Source organism: Shewanella sp. UCD-KL12 (assembly GCF_001957125.1).
Lineage (GTDB): Bacteria > Pseudomonadota > Gammaproteobacteria > Enterobacterales > Shewanellaceae > Shewanella.
The window spans coordinates 19,658-35,952 of record NZ_MPHJ01000004.1; the positions used below are offsets into that span (position 1 = coordinate 19,658).

Genomic DNA, 16,295 nt, shown 5'->3' on the forward strand with positions numbered 1-16,295 from the left:
ATTATTCCTTTTCTGTTGTGCTAATACCTTGCATACGTTCAATAACGCACTCTAATGATAGTTCTGAAGCAATCTCATTGATGCTCACCTCTAACTTATCAAGTTCCACTTTTTCAGGAACATTGATAGTTAAGAACACATTCTGTGTTGGCTTGCCCTGATCATCTTCTTCTGCATGGGAGCGTACTGCGGCAAGATCCAATGAACGGTCAGCAAGAAATTGAGTGATTTTCTTCATCGTGCCACGTTGATCTTGGCCGGTAAAAGTCACTCCTAGACGTGAGATATAGTTTGGTGCGGTGTGTTTTGAGGTACGCTTCATCACCGTCATGAGTTCGAGTTCAACACTTAAGCTTGGGAGTTGGGTTTCCATTTTTGTAATGGAAGCCCAAGAGCCAGAAAGCATCATGATTAAGGTGAACTCGTTGCCGAATAAGGCCATACGACTGTCGACAATGTCACAGTCACATTCACTAGCAAGTCTTGCGAATTTACTGACTATACCTGGGCGATCTGAGCCCATCGCAGTAACAACAAGATGGTTGGACATGAATTTTCCTTACTTTGTAGCTAATTCTGTACAAAAATGCACCGTAAACAGGTGCATTTAAACGCGATGACCAATGCTACCACAAGTTTACTAAGATGAGATCCCTGTCTTATATATCAAATCTTAGATTGAATACTATTCATAGTGAAAAAGTCTTAACGTTAATGAATCGCTGAAATGCTTGTTTTTAATGGTTAGCATCAGTACCATAGCCAGTCCTGAATCCTGGGGAAGTCACATGATAAACGGAAGCATCGTAGCCTTAATCACACCACTCAATAGTGATGGCTCAGTAGATTATAAAAGTCTTGAAAAGTTAGTTGAGTACCATATTACAGAAGGTACAGATGCCATCGTTGCCGTAGGCACCACTGGTGAATCTGCTACCCTACCAATTTCTGAACATATAGAAGTTGTTGCACATACTGTTAAGTTTGCATCTGGTCGTATTCCAGTCATTGGTGGCAATGGCGCCAATGCTACGGCAGAAGCGGTTGAGCTTACCAAAGCCCAAAATGATTTAGGGGTAGCCGCAATGCTTGGCGTGACCCCTTATTATAATAAACCAAGCCCGAAGGGCTTGATTGCCCATTATAAAGCGGTTGCACAGAGCACTGACATACCACAAATTCTTTATAATGTTCCCGGTCGTACTACGGTCGATATGCTACCGGAAACCGTTGCTGAGCTTGTTAATGTACCAAACATTATCGGTGTAAAAGAAGCGACTGGAGATGTGAGCCGCGTTAAGCGCTTAAGAGAACTATGTGGTGAAGATTTCCTTCTCTATAGCGGTGATGACGCGACAGCCAGAGAGTTTCTCTCTTTAGGCGGTAACGGTGTCATTTCTGTTGCTAACAACATTGTGCCGAAACAGTTTAAATTAATGTGTGATGCAGCCATTAAAGGTGATCTTCAAACTGCTATGGCAGCTGAAGATTCGATTAAAGGCTTATTTAGCGCATTGTTTTGCGAAGCAAACCCTATCCCTGTAAAGTGGGCTGTACATCGAATGGGTTTGATAAGTCATGGTGATATAAGATTACCTTTAACGGAACTTTCGACCGAGTTTCATGGTCTGTTGTTAGACGCGATGAAAAATGCCCGAATAGAGGTTAAATAATAGATGTTCAAACTAGTTACTCCTTTAGTTCTGATTGCTGCGCTTGCAGCTTGTAGCACTCCTGTTGATAGGCGACAGGCAAATGGTGGCGATGAGTATACCAATGTGAGTATTGAACCAGCATTGACGATACCTGAAGGGCTTAATACACCGACCTATAGCAAAGAGTACGATATTCCTCAGTACGGTAAAAATGTAGATGTAGCGCTTGTCGGCAAAAAGCTAGATATTCGACCGCCTCTACAAGTGTTACCTATGGCTGAGGGTACACATGTCGAAGAGGGTAGCGACAATATTAAGATTGTTGTTGAGTCTATCGATAGTGATATTGAACTTAAAAACGAACTTTACTCTGTACTCAAAGACTATCTATCGAGTAAATCGATAGCTGTTTTGAATGAAGATTACGAGAAAGGCATCATTGAAACAGATTGGATTGAGAGCCAAGAAGTGCTCGATACCAGCTTCTGGGGCAGTGATGAGGTTTATACTCTGCGTCAGCGTTATGAGTTTTTAGTTGATGTTCGTCCACATGGACGTAGTGGTAACTTGCTGATTAATCTTATTGATCATGAAGAAAGTTACGACGGAACGTTACAAGACATTATTTTAAGTGGTGAAGATAAGCAACGCTATACTATAGATATGCTAAATAATGCTGTTGCGTATATGAGCATTAAACGTAATCAAGCAATGAAAGCTAAGCGTCTTAGAGAGAGTCTAGGTATTGATATTAGTATCATAAATGGGACTGCTTCAGATGTTGAGGGAGAGCAAGCTTCGCCTTCTTATTGGTTAGCTCAAGCACCATTTATGCGTACTTGGGACAGACTAAGAATTGTTCTACCTGAGATGGGTTTTGAAATTATCGATATGGATAGTAATAAAGGCCTTTATTACATCAATGTTACCGATGACTCAGGTTTCTGGAGCTCTTTATGGAGTGAAAAGAAACTACCTGTAAAAGAAGGGTCATACCGTGTAGTGCTTAAGGAAGATGAAGGTGAAAAGACCACTCGTATCTACCTTCATGACGCGACAGACAAGCCTTTAGAGAATGAAGTTGTTGAAGCTGTGTATGAAGGCTTCTCGGAGCTGATGCAGGAAGATCGTAAGATCCGCTAATAAATTAGCAGACGAAACAACATAAGGAGGCCATTGGCCTCCTTTTTTTTGTCTCTAATTTATATAGGTTTTTATATAAGACTCTATACTTTGATTTGTATCTTGATTTCGAGGTGTAGATGAAGAAGCAGATTGATCTTAATGAGATAGAGTCAAAGTATCTGACAATAGTGAGTGAGTTCGCCATTGATATGCTCTCAATTCATAGTACTGAGAACACCCTGTGGCATCTTGCAAGAAATGTTGTTTCAGAATTAGGTTTTGAAGATGTTGTTGTCTATTTGCTGGATGAAAAGCGGCAAGTACTTTGTCAGAAAGCGGCATTTGGAAATAAAAACCCGAAACGGTATGAAATACTTTCGCCCTTAGAAATTAAGGTGGGAGAGGGCGTTGTTGGTAAGGTCGCTGTGACCAAAATACCTGTGCTTATTAATGACACTCGAAACTTCCCTGATTATATTGTTGATGATGAATCTAGGCTATCAGAGCTTGCCGTGCCAATGATTGTTGATGGAAAAGTCATAGGAGTGATTGATTCAGAACATAGACTGAAGGGATTTTATAATCAGCAGCATAAGAAGACCCTTTATGCGATAGCCTCAATTGCTGCGATGAAAATCTCTAAAAACAAGACATTAAATAAGCTTCAACACACTATTGAGGAGCTAGAGTATAGTTCTAAAATTCAAGACACCTTGTTTGAAATCGCTGAATTGATTTTCGAGACTGATTCACTAAAACTATTTTATCAGCGTCTTCATGCGTGTATTTCACGACTTACCTTTGCAAAAAACTTCTATATTGCGCTTATGAATGACGATGGTACACACTTAGTTTTACCCTATTGCGCTGATGAAAGAGATTGCGTTGTAGAAGACGAAGAAGTGCCTATCAATGTCGCGCAGCCTAGCATTACCGGTTATGTCATGGAGATAAATCAACCCTTGCTGATACATGAATGGGAAATAGAACAAAAAATAGCGAGTAAGACATTTTACCTTAAAGGATCGTTACCAAAATCATGGTTGGGGATCCCCTTTGGGGATAATGATAATGTCAAAGGTATTGTGGTCGTTCAAAGTTATTCTGATACTGTTATTTATCAGGAGAAAGATAAACAGTTATTAAGCTTTGTAGCTAAGCACATTTATAACGCGATTGAACGAATGAACGCCAAAGCAGAGCTCGAGTTTTTAGCGTTACACGACCCCCTTACACACCTGCCAAATAGAGTGCTATTTACTGACAGAGTAGAGCATGCAATAGATAACGCTAAAAGAGTATCCAATACGACTTTAGCTGTTTTATACCTAGATCTTGATAAGTTTAAACATATTAATGACTCATTTGGTCATGGGGTTGGTGATGCATTGCTGGTTATGGTGTCAAAAACCATAAGGGGCTGTTTAAAGGTATCGGATACCTTATGTCGACTAGGTGGTGATGAATTTTCGGTATTGATTGAGACGTTGAAGGGGATAGAGGAAATTGAGCAAACAATAAACGCTATTGTTCGTCAAGTCGCTGAGATAAAACTAATAGATGGTCATCAAGTTAATATATCCACTAGTATCGGGTGTGCAGTTTTACAAAATAATCATGATAACGCTGCGAACCTCTTCGTTCAGGCAGATGAAGCTATGTATCAAGCAAAATTACAGGGACGCAATCAAGTTTGCTACCACAAACCTCAAAATGATTTAGCTGGTCTTAGCCAATTTAGCGTAAGAAGCAATTTTGTTACCGCTATTGAGGAGCAGCAGTTTTATCTGGAGTTTCAGCCCATTATTGAACTAGCTACAGGGCAGATAGTAGCAGCTGAAGGCTTGATACGATGGTTGCACCCTAAGCATGGTTATATACTGCCAAACCAATTTCTTGATGGGTTACAGGTGAGTGATCTATTGACTGAATTGGATCAGCATGTTGTGTCCTTGGCTATAGAATTTTTACAAAAAGAGATCCGTCAGCTGCCAACAGATTTTAGGCTTAATATTAACATTTCGGGTGAGGGGTTTAACTCCCCTAAGTTAATGATGATATTAACTTCAGCATTTGAACTCGAGCCGTATATATTTCAACATTTAACCCTAGAGATCACCGAACAAACCTTGGTGAGCAGTGTTGATGAAACTAAGGTAACGATAGAAGCCTTAAAGCGTATGGGGATCGAAATTGCACTTGATGATTTTGGTACTGGCTTCTCCTCATTAAGTTATTTACATCAGTTTACCTTTGACTGTTTGAAGATAGATCGAAGCTTCATTAGTCAACTTGATTGTGAAAATGGTAATCAGATCATACTCAATACTATTATTAATCTAGCCCATTCACTAGGGATCAAAACAGTTGCTGAGGGTGTTGAGGCGTTAAGTCAGTATAAACAACTGACAAAGATGGAGTGTATATGTGCGCAAGGTTTTTATATGTCTCGGCCCACCTCTGCTTTATCCCTCGTAAAACTCATCACTAGCAATATTAGCTATCTACCAAAATAGCAATTAATGGTAAAAAAGCAGCAACTAGAATCTGGTTAACAGAATAAATAATCAAGAAAACAGCGAATAAGGAATGAGATCCATCTGCTTGACTTGTTTTAAGTAGCGTTTATCTCTGCAGGATGATGATGCAGGTTCCTCTTACTTCTAATGTTGCTATAAAGTTTCATTTGTAAGTAAAAGTAAAACACCTTGAAGCCGCTTAGTCTATGGGTAAACTACCTACATAAAAATAAGTAGTCTTTCGGAAAATTAATGAAAAAAATAATAATATTGTTAATTGTGTTATCACTTTCTTGGCTGGTTTATCAACAAAACTCATCAGATAACAAACCTTCAGCACCAAAATCTCGTCCAATAGCTAATGTTGTTGTGGCAAAAGCTGCCATTGAGCCTGTTAGGGATGAAGTGGAAGCTTTAGGGACGAGCAAAGCGAATGAATCTATTACAGTCACCCCTAAAGTGACAGAAGTTGCCACACAGATTAATTTCAGCGACGGTGATTTAGTTGAAAAAGGAAGACTACTTGTTCAACTACAAGATCGTGAGCAGGTAGCCCGGGTTAAAGTTGCAAAGGTTCGTGTTATGGACCATATGCGGGAACTAGAGCGGATCCGCTCATTGGTGACAAGCCAAACCATTGCAGAACTTGAAAGAGATAGACTCCAAACTTTGATTGATACAGCTAAAGCTGAGCTGGAACAATCACAAGCTGCACTATCAGATAGAAAGATCATTGCGCCATTTAACGGGCGATTAGGCCTTCGCCAAATTAGTGTCGGTAGTTTATTAACTCCTGGAACTGTTATCACTACATTAGATGATATCTCAGTGATTAAGTTGGACTTTTCTGTACCTGAACGCTTTTTACAATCATTAGCAATTGGTAAATCAGTCGAAGCAAGTGCCGTTGCGTTTCCTGATGAGATGTTTATCGGTAAAGTTACCTCAATCGATAGCCGCATCAACCCAACAACTCGTGCCGTTATAGTGCGTGCTGAGATGGCAAACCCTAACAACCGGTTACTACCAGGTATGTTAATGAAGGTCACGCTGATTAAAGAGAGTAGGGAAGCACTTATCTTACCTGAATCTGCCATCATCCCGATCCAAGATAGGCATTACGTGTACCTAGTGAATGATGAGCAAGTCATTGAGCGAAGAGAAGTGGAGCTTGGTCTACGTAAACGAGGCTGGGTTGAAGTGCTCGATGGCGTAGAGCTTGATGAGCAAGTTGTTATCCGTGGGATCTTAAAAGTACGCCCTGGCGATAAAGTGAAAGTACAGTTTAGTGAACGTTTTAGCTTCCTTAAAGAAGCTAAGGTTGGGCCAACTGTATGATATTAACCGACCTTTCAGTAAAACGTCCTGTCTTTGCCTCTGTTATCAGCATTTTGTTGATAGCTTTTGGCTTGGTCGCGTTTGATAAACTTCCTTTACGAGAATACCCAAATATTGATCCACCTGTGGTCTCTATTCAAACCAACTACAGAGGTGCGAGTGCCTCGGTGGTTGAAAGTCGTATCACTCAGCTTGTTGAAGACCGTATCAGTGGTGTAGAAGGGATAAGACATATCAACTCATCGAGCCGAGATGGTCGCTCTTCGGTAACATTAGAGTTTGATATTGACCGCGATATTGAAGCGGCAGCCAATGATGTCCGAGACCGGGTTTCGGGTTTGCTGAATAACCTACCTGAAGAAGCAGAGCCACCAGAAGTTCAAAAGGCAAATGGGGGGGATGAGGTTATCATGTGGCTGAACTTAGTGTCAGATCAGATGACCACATTACAGCTGACTGATTACGCTAGGCGTTATCTTACAGATAGACTTTCGGTTATCGATGGCGTCGCTAATATTCGTATTGGTGGCGGTAAAGTTTATGCGATGCGGATATGGATAGACAGACAAGCTCTCGCCGCGAGAGGGCTGACGGTTGCTGATATTGAGAGTGTGCTGCGCTCTGAGAATGTTGAGCTTCCTGCAGGCTCGGTTGAATCAAAAGAGCGTCACTTTACCGTAAGAGTTGAGCGTAGTTTTAAAAATGTTGATGACTTTGCCAATCTCGTACTCACTGAGGGAGATGACGGTTATTTAGTTAAATTAGGTGACGTGGCTAAAGTGGGTATTGGCTCTGAAGAGGAGCGGATCACCTTCCGCGGTAACCGTGAGGCAATGATAGGCTTAGGGATATCCAAACAGTCAACGGCTAATACGCTCGATGTTGCAAGAGCTGCGAATGCTTTAGTCGATAAGATAAACCCAAGTTTACCCGCTGGAATGGAAATAAAGCGCTCCTATGATAGCTCGGTGTTTATTGAAGCTTCGGTAAAAGAGGTGTATCAGACTCTCTTTATTGCGATGTTTTTAGTCATCATCGTCATCTACCTTTTTCTTGGTAGTGTACGGGCAATGTTAATTCCAGCGCTCACTGTTCCCGTCTCTTTAATGGCGACATTTATTGTTCTCTATGCCTTAGGTTATACGATTAACTTACTGACCTTATTAGCGATGATCCTAGCCATTGGTATGGTGGTTGATGACGCTATTGTGGTGCTTGAAAATATTCATAGACGTATCGAAGAGGGAGACTCTCCGTTAAAAGCGGCTTATCTGGGCTCCCGAGAGGTGGCTTTTGCTGTCGTTGCGACCACCTTGGTACTGGTTGCTGTATTTATGCCGATAACCTTCTTAGAGGGAGATTTAGGTAAGCTATTTAAAGAGTTTGCCGTGGCGATGAGTGCCGCAGTGATCTTTTCGAGCATAGTGGCACTGACATTGAGCCCCATGATGTGCTCTAAACTACTAAAACCTGCTGGAGAGGATTCTTGGCTGGTACGTAAAGTCGATGCAGCAATGAACTTTGTCAGTGCTAAGTATCAAGCATTGCTGGTTAAGGCGATGAAGCATCCTATTATTATCTCCTCTTTTATCATTGCAGCGCTAGGATGCAGTGCGCTATTGATGAAAGAGGTCCCACAAGAGTTCGCCCCACGAGAAGATCGTGGCTCTATGTTCTTGATTGTTAACGGACCACAAGGCGCAAGTTTCGAATATATTGAATCTTATATGGACGAAATCGAAAACCGCTTAATGCCTTTAGTAGACAGTGGTGATATTAAGCGTTTGTTGATCAGAGCGCCAAGAAGCTTTGGTAGCAGTGCCGATTTCTCTAACGGAATGGCGATTATTGTGCTCGAAGATTGGGCAGAGCGCCGCTCAGCCTCTGAGATCACCACAGATATTCGCAGCCGCTTGTCAGATCTTGCCGGAGTAAGGGCATTTCCTGTCATGCGGCAAGCATTTGGTCGTGGCGTAGGTAAACCGGTGCAGTTTGTACTTGGAGGGCCAAGTTATGAAGTATTGGCCCAATGGCGTGACATTATTCTCGAAAAAGCTAAAGAGAACCCTAACTTAGTGGGTTTAGATCATGATTATCAAGAAACTAAGCCACAATTGCGGGTTATTATTGATAAAGAGCGTGCGGCAGATCTTGGGGTTTCAATCTCACACATAGGAAGAACACTCGAGTCAATGCTAGGCTCTCGCTTAGTCACTACCTTTATGCGCGAGGGTAAAGAGTATGATGTGATTATCGAGGGTAATCGCGAAAATCAGAATACGGCAGCGGATTTGGAGAATATCTATGTACGCTCAGATCGCAGCCAGGAACTGATCCCATTATCTAACTTAGTGAGTGTTGAAGAGTTTGCCGATGCGAGCCGATTAAATCGTTATAACAGAATGCGTGCAATTACCTTAGAAGCTAACTTGGCTGATGGCTACAGTTTAGGGGAAGCATTGGGTTATCTTAACGATCTAACCGCAACCTATCTTCCAGCTGAAGCTGTGATCAGTTACAAGGGGCAGTCACTCGATTACCAAGAGTCCGGTAGCTCAATGTACTTTGTATTTATCTTGGCACTTGGGATTGTATTTTTAGTACTCGCAGCGCAATTTGAAAGTTATATTCATCCTATGGTGATCATGTTAACTGTACCATTAGCAACCCTTGGGGCGCTTGTTGGCCTCTGGCTTACGGATCAAAGCCTTAATATCTATAGCCAGATAGGTATTATTATGTTGGTTGGATTAGCGGCCAAAAATGGTATTTTAATTGTTGAATTTGCCAATCAGTTAAGAGATAGAGGCATTGATTTTGATACCGCTATTGTGCAAGCCGCAGCGCAAAGACTAAGGCCTATTTTGATGACTGGTATCACCACGGCAGCGGGTGCGATTCCCTTGGTTATGTCACAAGGTGCAGGTGCTGAAACTCGCTTTGTAATTGGTGTCGTTGTGCTATCGGGAATCATATTAGCAACGCTATTTACCTTGATGGTGATACCTGTTGCTTACTCTCTATTTGCAAGAAATTCGAGTTCACCCGAAGCTGTCACTAGGGCATTAGAAGTTGAATTAGAAAAGAGTCAGTAGATAAGACTAACCACTTAATAAAAAGACCAAGCAGCTTACTGCTTGGTCTTTTTTTTCGTATTCCATTAATCAAATCAAGGGTTTTATTGACTAAAGGTCTTGATATTGGCACCTATTGTTTATGTTAATAAAATGTTTCTTAAAATTGTATATTGGATATCTTTTGTGCTAGGTTGAACTGAATAGTGATTTATTCGTGTGCAATTCCTTGATTGTTTTAAAGGGAGCAGGCACGTAAATCAGTATTAATAAAAACCATAATAACGGTGAATATGGGCAGATATATCACCGAACAGAGCATCTATGTTGGCATAGACCAATATATGATTTTCCCCTGATACTTTGAGAACATAACCATGATAAAAACAATCAAAGGCGGTGCAATATTAACAGCACTTACCCTCTGTGCAACGTTGCCGATCGGGCAAGGTTGGGCAGGGCAGTCAGTTAATAAGATTAACCAAGCCAGTAATAAACAGAGCAATACCATCTCGAATCACTTCAAAGCAGGCGGTCAGGTTTGTGGTACTGACGAGAATGGTCAAACTTGGGTGCCTAGCCCAAATGAGGGACTGTTTTTTGGCGCTGCAGAACCAAAAGGAAGTAATAAGCTTAACTCAAAGCTCAACCTATTGAGTGCTGATGATTTTTTAGTTGAAAATCAATCAATAGGCGTACCTGATGAAGGTGAATATATCATCCCTGTGGTATTTCATGTCTATGGTGCAATCCACAATTGTGAGAGTGGCGGCTCTTGTGTACCTGACTCGCTAATTGCTAATGCACTCAAGAGAAGTAATGAAGATTTTCAAGGGCTTAATACCCTTGATGGACCGATTGCTTCACAGTTTCAAGCGATACGCGAGAACATGAATGTCGAGTTTGTTCTTGCGAAAATCGATCCATGGGGTAATCCAACCAACGGTATCGTTAGGCATGGAGAAGCAACAGGGTATGGTAATTACGAGGCACCCAATGACGAGGCTCGCGCAGCAAAAGATGCTGAGATAGCCGCTGATGCCTGGGATAACTATCGTTATATGAATATCTATATCATGAATGATATAGATGGTGATGGTGCAACCAATAATTCAGGGGTAGCTTGGTACCCAACCACGTCGATGTCTGATGCCGGCCTTGCTCGCGTGGTGTATAACGGTGCATATCTTGGTACAAATACAGATGAAAACTTCCGCTCAATTTTAACTCATGAATTTGGCCATTGGCTTAACTTGCCACATGTTTTTGATGGCGCTCAATGTAACACTGACAATGAGATTTTCTGTTCTCATACAGGTGATAGAGTGTGTGATACGCCACAAATGAGCAGTAACTCTATGGCGAATAATGCTGAAAACTGTTTGGGGCAAGCGACCAATACAGAAAACTTTATGCATTACACAGATAACTACGCCATGTTTACTCAGCAGCAAGCTCAGCGTATGTATGGCGCATTAAATCACCCTGCGCGTAGTTCACTTTGGACTGATGATAATCTGATTTCTGTAGGATTAAGCGCATATACTTCAAGTTTTCCTCATAACTGGGATGGTTCAGGTGTCGACGCGCCACCAGAAGGGACAGTGTTAATGGAGCTCCCTGGTCTATCGGCATTGAAAGGCGAAATAAATACCTACACCATCGACCTGCCAACTGGCACAGAGGTGATGGCTGTGTATCTTGATGGGTTTTCAGAAGATCCTGATCTCTATGTAAGACATGGACAAGCGCCTTCATATGATGGGACTAACTGGACCTACGATCTATTCTCTTTTAGCTCGGCAGGCACACCTGAGTTTATCGGCCTTGTTGGCCCTAAAACGACGGGGACTTACCATATAACGATCGATGCCTTCTCAGCATATACTAATGCAAGGTTGATTGTTGTTGCGATGGATGATCCCACCTTATGTAACGGTTGTGAGCGAGTAACGGCAATTGATGAGAGCGGTTTAGCTGCGGTTAAAGGTTCTGCACCAAAGCATTATAGCTTTACCGTACCTAATGACGCGACCAGAGTAATGGTGGAGATCCCTGGGGGTTATGGCAGTACGTTACAAGGCGGGCCTGATCCTGATCTGTACGTGAGCCGTGATATTATTCCCACAACTTCCGTAGCCGACTGTAAACCCTTTGCTGCGCCTGGATTACGTGAAGTCTGTGAGTTCACAGGAGCTGATCTTGGCGGCACTTACAATATAATGATAGACGCGTTTTTGGATTACAGTGATGTAAGCTTAAAAGCCACTTATGATCATCCTGTGAGTCATAATCAGCTACCTACTGCCGTGGTTAATGGTCCTTACTCGGCCACATTAGGCTCACCTATTAGTTTTTCAAGTAACGGCTCTAGTGATGTCGATGGCACTATAGCAAGTTACAGTTGGGATTTTGGTGATGGTTCTTTAAGTACCGATGCAAACCCCGTTCATACTTACTTAACTGCAGATAACTTCAATGTGACGTTGACAGTGACAGATGATTTAGGCGGCATAGCTACATCAACGACAAACGCTGTGGTAACTCATTCAGGTCTTGTGGAATTACGTAATGGTGTTGCCAAGACTGGCGTATCAGCTAATACTGGTGATGCTGCAAAATTCTTCATTACAGTTCCAGCTGGTGCGACTAATCTAGTGGTCAAAATTAGTGGTGGTACAGGAGATGCTGACCTTTACACTCAGTTGGGGTCAGAGCCAACAGACACAAGTTATGTATGTCGTCCTTACATAGGTGGAAACAGCGAAACTTGTACTGAAGCTTCGCCGACAGAGGGTGTATGGTATGTCAATCTTAAAGCCTATAACACTTTTGCCGATGTAACCTTGCTTGCGACCTTTGATGCCGGTACGGAAAATGTTGCACCAACCGCGAATGCTAATGGTGCCTATACAGGCAGTGCTGGGCAAAGCATTCAGTTTTCTAGCCAAGGCTCGAATGATTCTGATGGCAATATAGTTAGCTTTGAGTGGGACTTTGGTGATGGAAGCGCTAGTACACTAGCTAACCCAAGTCATGCTTACTCTGTTGTGCAAAATTATACTGTGACGTTAACAGTGACAGATAATGGCGGTTTAACTCATAGCAGCACGACAACTGCAAGCGTGACGGGTTCACAAAATGTTGCACCAGTTGCCATGGCTAATGGACCATATTCAGGAGAGGTCGACTCAGCGATAAGCTTCAGTAGTCAAGGCTCAAGTGACAGTGATGGCTCGATAGCGAGTTATAGTTGGGATTTTGGTGATGGTAATACGAGTAGTCAGGCTAGCCCTAACCATACCTATGTATCAGCAGGTGATTATACCGTAACACTCACCGTGACTGATAATTTAGGCGCGACAGGTACTAGCGTTGCTTCAGCCTCTGTATCTAGTCTGCCGGTAAATGGTTTAGTCAATGCGTGCTCAACTCAAGCGGAAGAGGATTATATTACGCCTCAAAGCGGTGCGCCTATCTGTGTGACGGCAGGAAGTGATAAGTATTTTTACTTTTATGCTGATGGCGTGACGCAAACAATCATCCGAACGCAACATGGTACTGGCGATGTCGCGCTTTACTATAGTCAAACTGGCTGGCCTTCAAGTTCATCTTATACTCAGGTATCTAATACTTCAGGTAATACTGAGACTATTACGGTCAATGGTTTGGCGACTGGCTGGCATTATATCTTAGTGGGCGGTAGCCATAGCGGTGTGACGTTGCGAGTTGATATGCAGTAAATTGATATGCAGTAGAGGGCGAAGCGTTATACCAATTGCTCTGCCCATTTTTAATACCAGTAGATGAACAATAAGACTTAAACTTAAAATGAAAACGATCTGAGCAATCAGGTCGTTTTTTATATGAGAAGAACAATATATTTTGGCTGAAAGCTTATCTCTGATCACTCTGTATTAAGCAAAGCACTGATGTGATTGCTGTCTTGTTAAAGAGCTGATTATTCAGCCAATTAGCTAACTTGTTAACCGTTATGCTTAGTTATCACTATCTACTTGAGTGGGCGCTTTCTTAGTGGTATCACCATTTTGTTTATTTGAGTTATCGTCTGGGGCTTGAGTGCTGTTAGTGGTGTTAGACGTTTTATTTAACTCTTTTGGTTTATTCTCTTTGCCAAACTGAGGCATTTTATATTTGGCGCTGTATTTTAGTACGGCCAAATTGCTGGCGATAACGCCTATAACCAATATGATGATAAGCCAAGTTTCAAGATCGGACATAATACTCCTAAAATAACTTTCGGTTAGCAAACAGATCTTATTGCAAGCGAGAATGCGAGTTATCTGTCAATGGTGCTAAAAAGTTTATCACTAGTATATCAAATTTTCTTTAGTAAAAACTTAAGTTGAAGGCGTATCAGCAACTGCATCTAGTATTGAAAATGGATTAAAGATCACTTTTGAAGTTCAGGATACTTTTAGGAAGCTTAGGGGACAGATATGAAATATGGCTTTACAGAAACTGAATAAGTTAATTCGACATTCTTGGCAAACTAGGATAGTCAGAACTTAGTGGAAACGTTCGCTAATCGCTTTGAGCTTGTTGATTGATTATGTCATCAGGTGGTTAGAATAAAAAAGAGCTCATGATGTGAGCTCTTTTTCTATTTAGTCTACGGCTAATCTAGCTTCACAGACTCTGATATCTTCAGGCGTATCCACTTCAGGAGAATCAAAAGCACTAATAGCGACTTTTATCTTGTAACCATGCTCAAGTGCTCTAAGTTGCTCAAGCTTTTCTAAATCTTCTAAGCGTCCTAATGGTAGCTTAGCGAATGTAGAAACGAATTTACGTGTGTAAGCGTAAACACCTAAGTGTTTATAAACCGGATAGTCATCAGTGTCACGGCCAAATGGAATGCGGGCTCGTGAGAAATAGAGGGCATTAAACTCATTATCAAACACCATCTTCACATGCTTTGGATCATTAAGCTCACACTCTTCGGTGATCTCAAACCCTAAAGTAGCCATACCAAATTCACCGGGGTGGCGCTCAAACAAGCTGATAATTTGCTCGATAGATATTGGGTCAATGAGCGGTTGATCGCCCTGAAGGTTAACGACGAGATCATCATCCTTTAACCCTAATTGAGTAATCGCATCTTCAATTCTGTCGGTACCAGAAGCAGCTTCTGCGCTGGTCATTACCACTTGACCACCAAATGCTTCAACGGCGTCCTTAATGCGAACATCGTCAGTGGCGACATAAATAGCGGTTAAGCCTTTTGCTAGAGCCGCACGTTCATACACGTGCTGGATCATTGGCTTGCCGTTAATCGGAGCGAGTGGTTTGCCAGGAAAGCGGCTCGAACCATAGCGTGCAGGGATTAACAGGGTAACGTTCATGAATTATACCTATTACAAATATCTGAATATAAAAGGGCTCTAAAGAGCCCTAAATACTGTCTAAGGACGATAAAAGTCCGAAATTACATGCGGCGATAAAGCGCTGTTAACATTTCGTCAGTGACTTTATCTTCCCAAGTTGGACCGTAAACATTTTCCCAAAGTGGACCCATGCTCTTAGCGACTTTTACCATTTTAGCAATCGTCTCATCAGGCAGATCTTTACAGATACCTTTAGGGATAGTGATGTTATGCTTCTTCACCATAGCACGGAATTCGGCAATGCCTTCTGGGTAGAAATCGTCAAGTACATCAAAGGTAATACAGTTACCTATTCCATGATGATAACCAAGTACGTAACCAAGACCATATGAAACAGCATGACAAGCACCAACTTGGCTGTAGGCGATACTCATACCACCCATGTAGGAAGCCATCATCAATTTGTCATCTTTCTCTTCATGATCATCTATATAGACTTCACGACAAAGGTCCATAGACTTTTCTGCAAAGGCTTTAGCAAACTCATTAAGGAACGTGCCTTGCAGTGATTCAACACAGTGAATATAACAGTCCATACCTGTGTAGAACCATTGGTCGGTAGATACACCGGCAATCAGTTCTGAATCCATAATGATTTGATCAAATACTGTGTAATCTGAGTTCAAACCAAGCTTACGTACAGGCCCACAAAGTACCGCTGTGCGAGAAGCTTCAGCGCCAGTACCAGAGATAGTAGGAATACCAATATGGTGAATTGCTGGGTTCTTGATTAGATCCCAACCTTGGTACATTGCACTGCCGCCAGGGTTAGTTAGCATTAAAGAGACCGCTTTCGCTAAGTCTAGTGTTGAACCACCACCTAAACCAACGACACTGACAGGTTGTTTACCTGCAAAGGCTTGAACTTGTTCTGTTAATGCATCAACCTGCTTTGTTGATGGCTCGTCGTCTACGTTAACGTAGATTAAAAGATCATGGGCTTTTACAGGAACACGTTTAGCCAGTGGCTTGTCTTGATGAACATCATCGACAAGGAAAACAACAAAGTCATCTTCTGTTTTACGCTCTTCGCTCAATACTAGATCGAGATCGACAAATGACCCACGACCAAAAATCATTTTTGGTACGCATTTGAAATTTTTAAAACTCATTACAACATTCTCCGTTGAGATTTTTACTGTAAAAAGTGAAATCGCGCCTTAAAAAAGGCGCAAT

The 16,295-nt window shown here is 41.9% G+C and carries 10 protein-coding genes; 6 read left to right on the forward strand and 4 right to left on the reverse strand.

Annotated elements, in window-relative coordinates; all coding sequences use genetic code 11:
* Window position 1 precedes the first annotated feature (1 nt).
* Complete coding sequence (locus BM736_RS09355) at window positions 2-550, reverse strand: glycine cleavage system protein R (protein WP_076411227.1); 549 nt, start codon at window positions 548-550, stop codon at window positions 2-4.
* A gap of 238 nt (window positions 551-788) precedes the next feature.
* Here BM736_RS09355 and dapA point away from each other — a divergent pair, with 238 nt between their 5' ends.
* From dapA to BM736_RS09385, 6 genes are all read left to right on the forward strand, one after another.
* Window positions 789-1,673, forward strand: a complete 885-nt coding sequence (gene dapA, locus BM736_RS09360; RefSeq protein WP_076411229.1) for a 4-hydroxy-tetrahydrodipicolinate synthase — start codon at window positions 789-791, stop codon at window positions 1,671-1,673.
* 3 nt (window positions 1,674-1,676) lie between these two features.
* Entirely contained in the window at window positions 1,677-2,798 is a 1,122-nt protein-coding gene (gene bamC, locus BM736_RS09365; protein ID WP_076411231.1) for an outer membrane protein assembly factor BamC, read from the forward strand.
* 119 nt (window positions 2,799-2,917) lie between these two features.
* Entirely contained in the window at window positions 2,918-5,296 is a 2,379-nt protein-coding gene (locus BM736_RS09370) for an EAL domain-containing protein (RefSeq protein ID WP_076411235.1), read from the forward strand.
* 255 nt (window positions 5,297-5,551) lie between these two features.
* Entirely contained in the window at window positions 5,552-6,637 is a 1,086-nt protein-coding gene (locus BM736_RS09375; RefSeq protein ID WP_076411237.1) for an efflux RND transporter periplasmic adaptor subunit, read from the forward strand.
* Window positions 6,634-9,732, forward strand: a complete 3,099-nt coding sequence (locus tag BM736_RS09380; RefSeq protein ID WP_076411239.1) for an efflux RND transporter permease subunit — start codon at window positions 6,634-6,636, stop codon at window positions 9,730-9,732. Before BM736_RS09375 ends, BM736_RS09380 begins: the two co-directional genes overlap by 4 nt.
* Window positions 9,733-10,088: 356 nt before the next feature.
* Window positions 10,089-13,454, forward strand: coding sequence for a PKD domain-containing protein (locus BM736_RS09385; protein WP_256717769.1), 3,366 nt, complete (start codon window positions 10,089-10,091; stop codon window positions 13,452-13,454).
* Between the two features lie 255 nt (window positions 13,455-13,709).
* Here the strand turns inward: BM736_RS09385 and BM736_RS09390 are convergent, their stop codons facing one another.
* From BM736_RS09390 to kdnB, 3 genes are all read right to left on the reverse strand, one after another.
* Window positions 13,710-13,952: a DUF2897 family protein gene (locus BM736_RS09390; RefSeq protein WP_076411241.1), complete on the reverse strand. Its 243-nt coding sequence runs from the start codon at window positions 13,950-13,952 to the stop codon at window positions 13,710-13,712.
* A 387-nt stretch (window positions 13,953-14,339) separates the two neighbouring features.
* On the reverse strand, window positions 14,340-15,077 hold the full coding sequence (gene kdsB, locus BM736_RS09395) for an 8-amino-3,8-dideoxy-manno-octulosonate cytidylyltransferase KdsB (RefSeq protein WP_076411243.1): 738 nt from the start codon (window positions 15,075-15,077) through the stop codon (window positions 14,340-14,342).
* 83 nt (window positions 15,078-15,160) lie between these two features.
* Window positions 15,161-16,231: a 3-deoxy-alpha-D-manno-octulosonate 8-oxidase KdnB gene (kdnB, locus tag BM736_RS09400; RefSeq protein ID WP_076411245.1), complete on the reverse strand. Its 1,071-nt coding sequence runs from the start codon at window positions 16,229-16,231 to the stop codon at window positions 15,161-15,163.
* Window positions 16,232-16,295 lie beyond the last annotated feature (64 nt).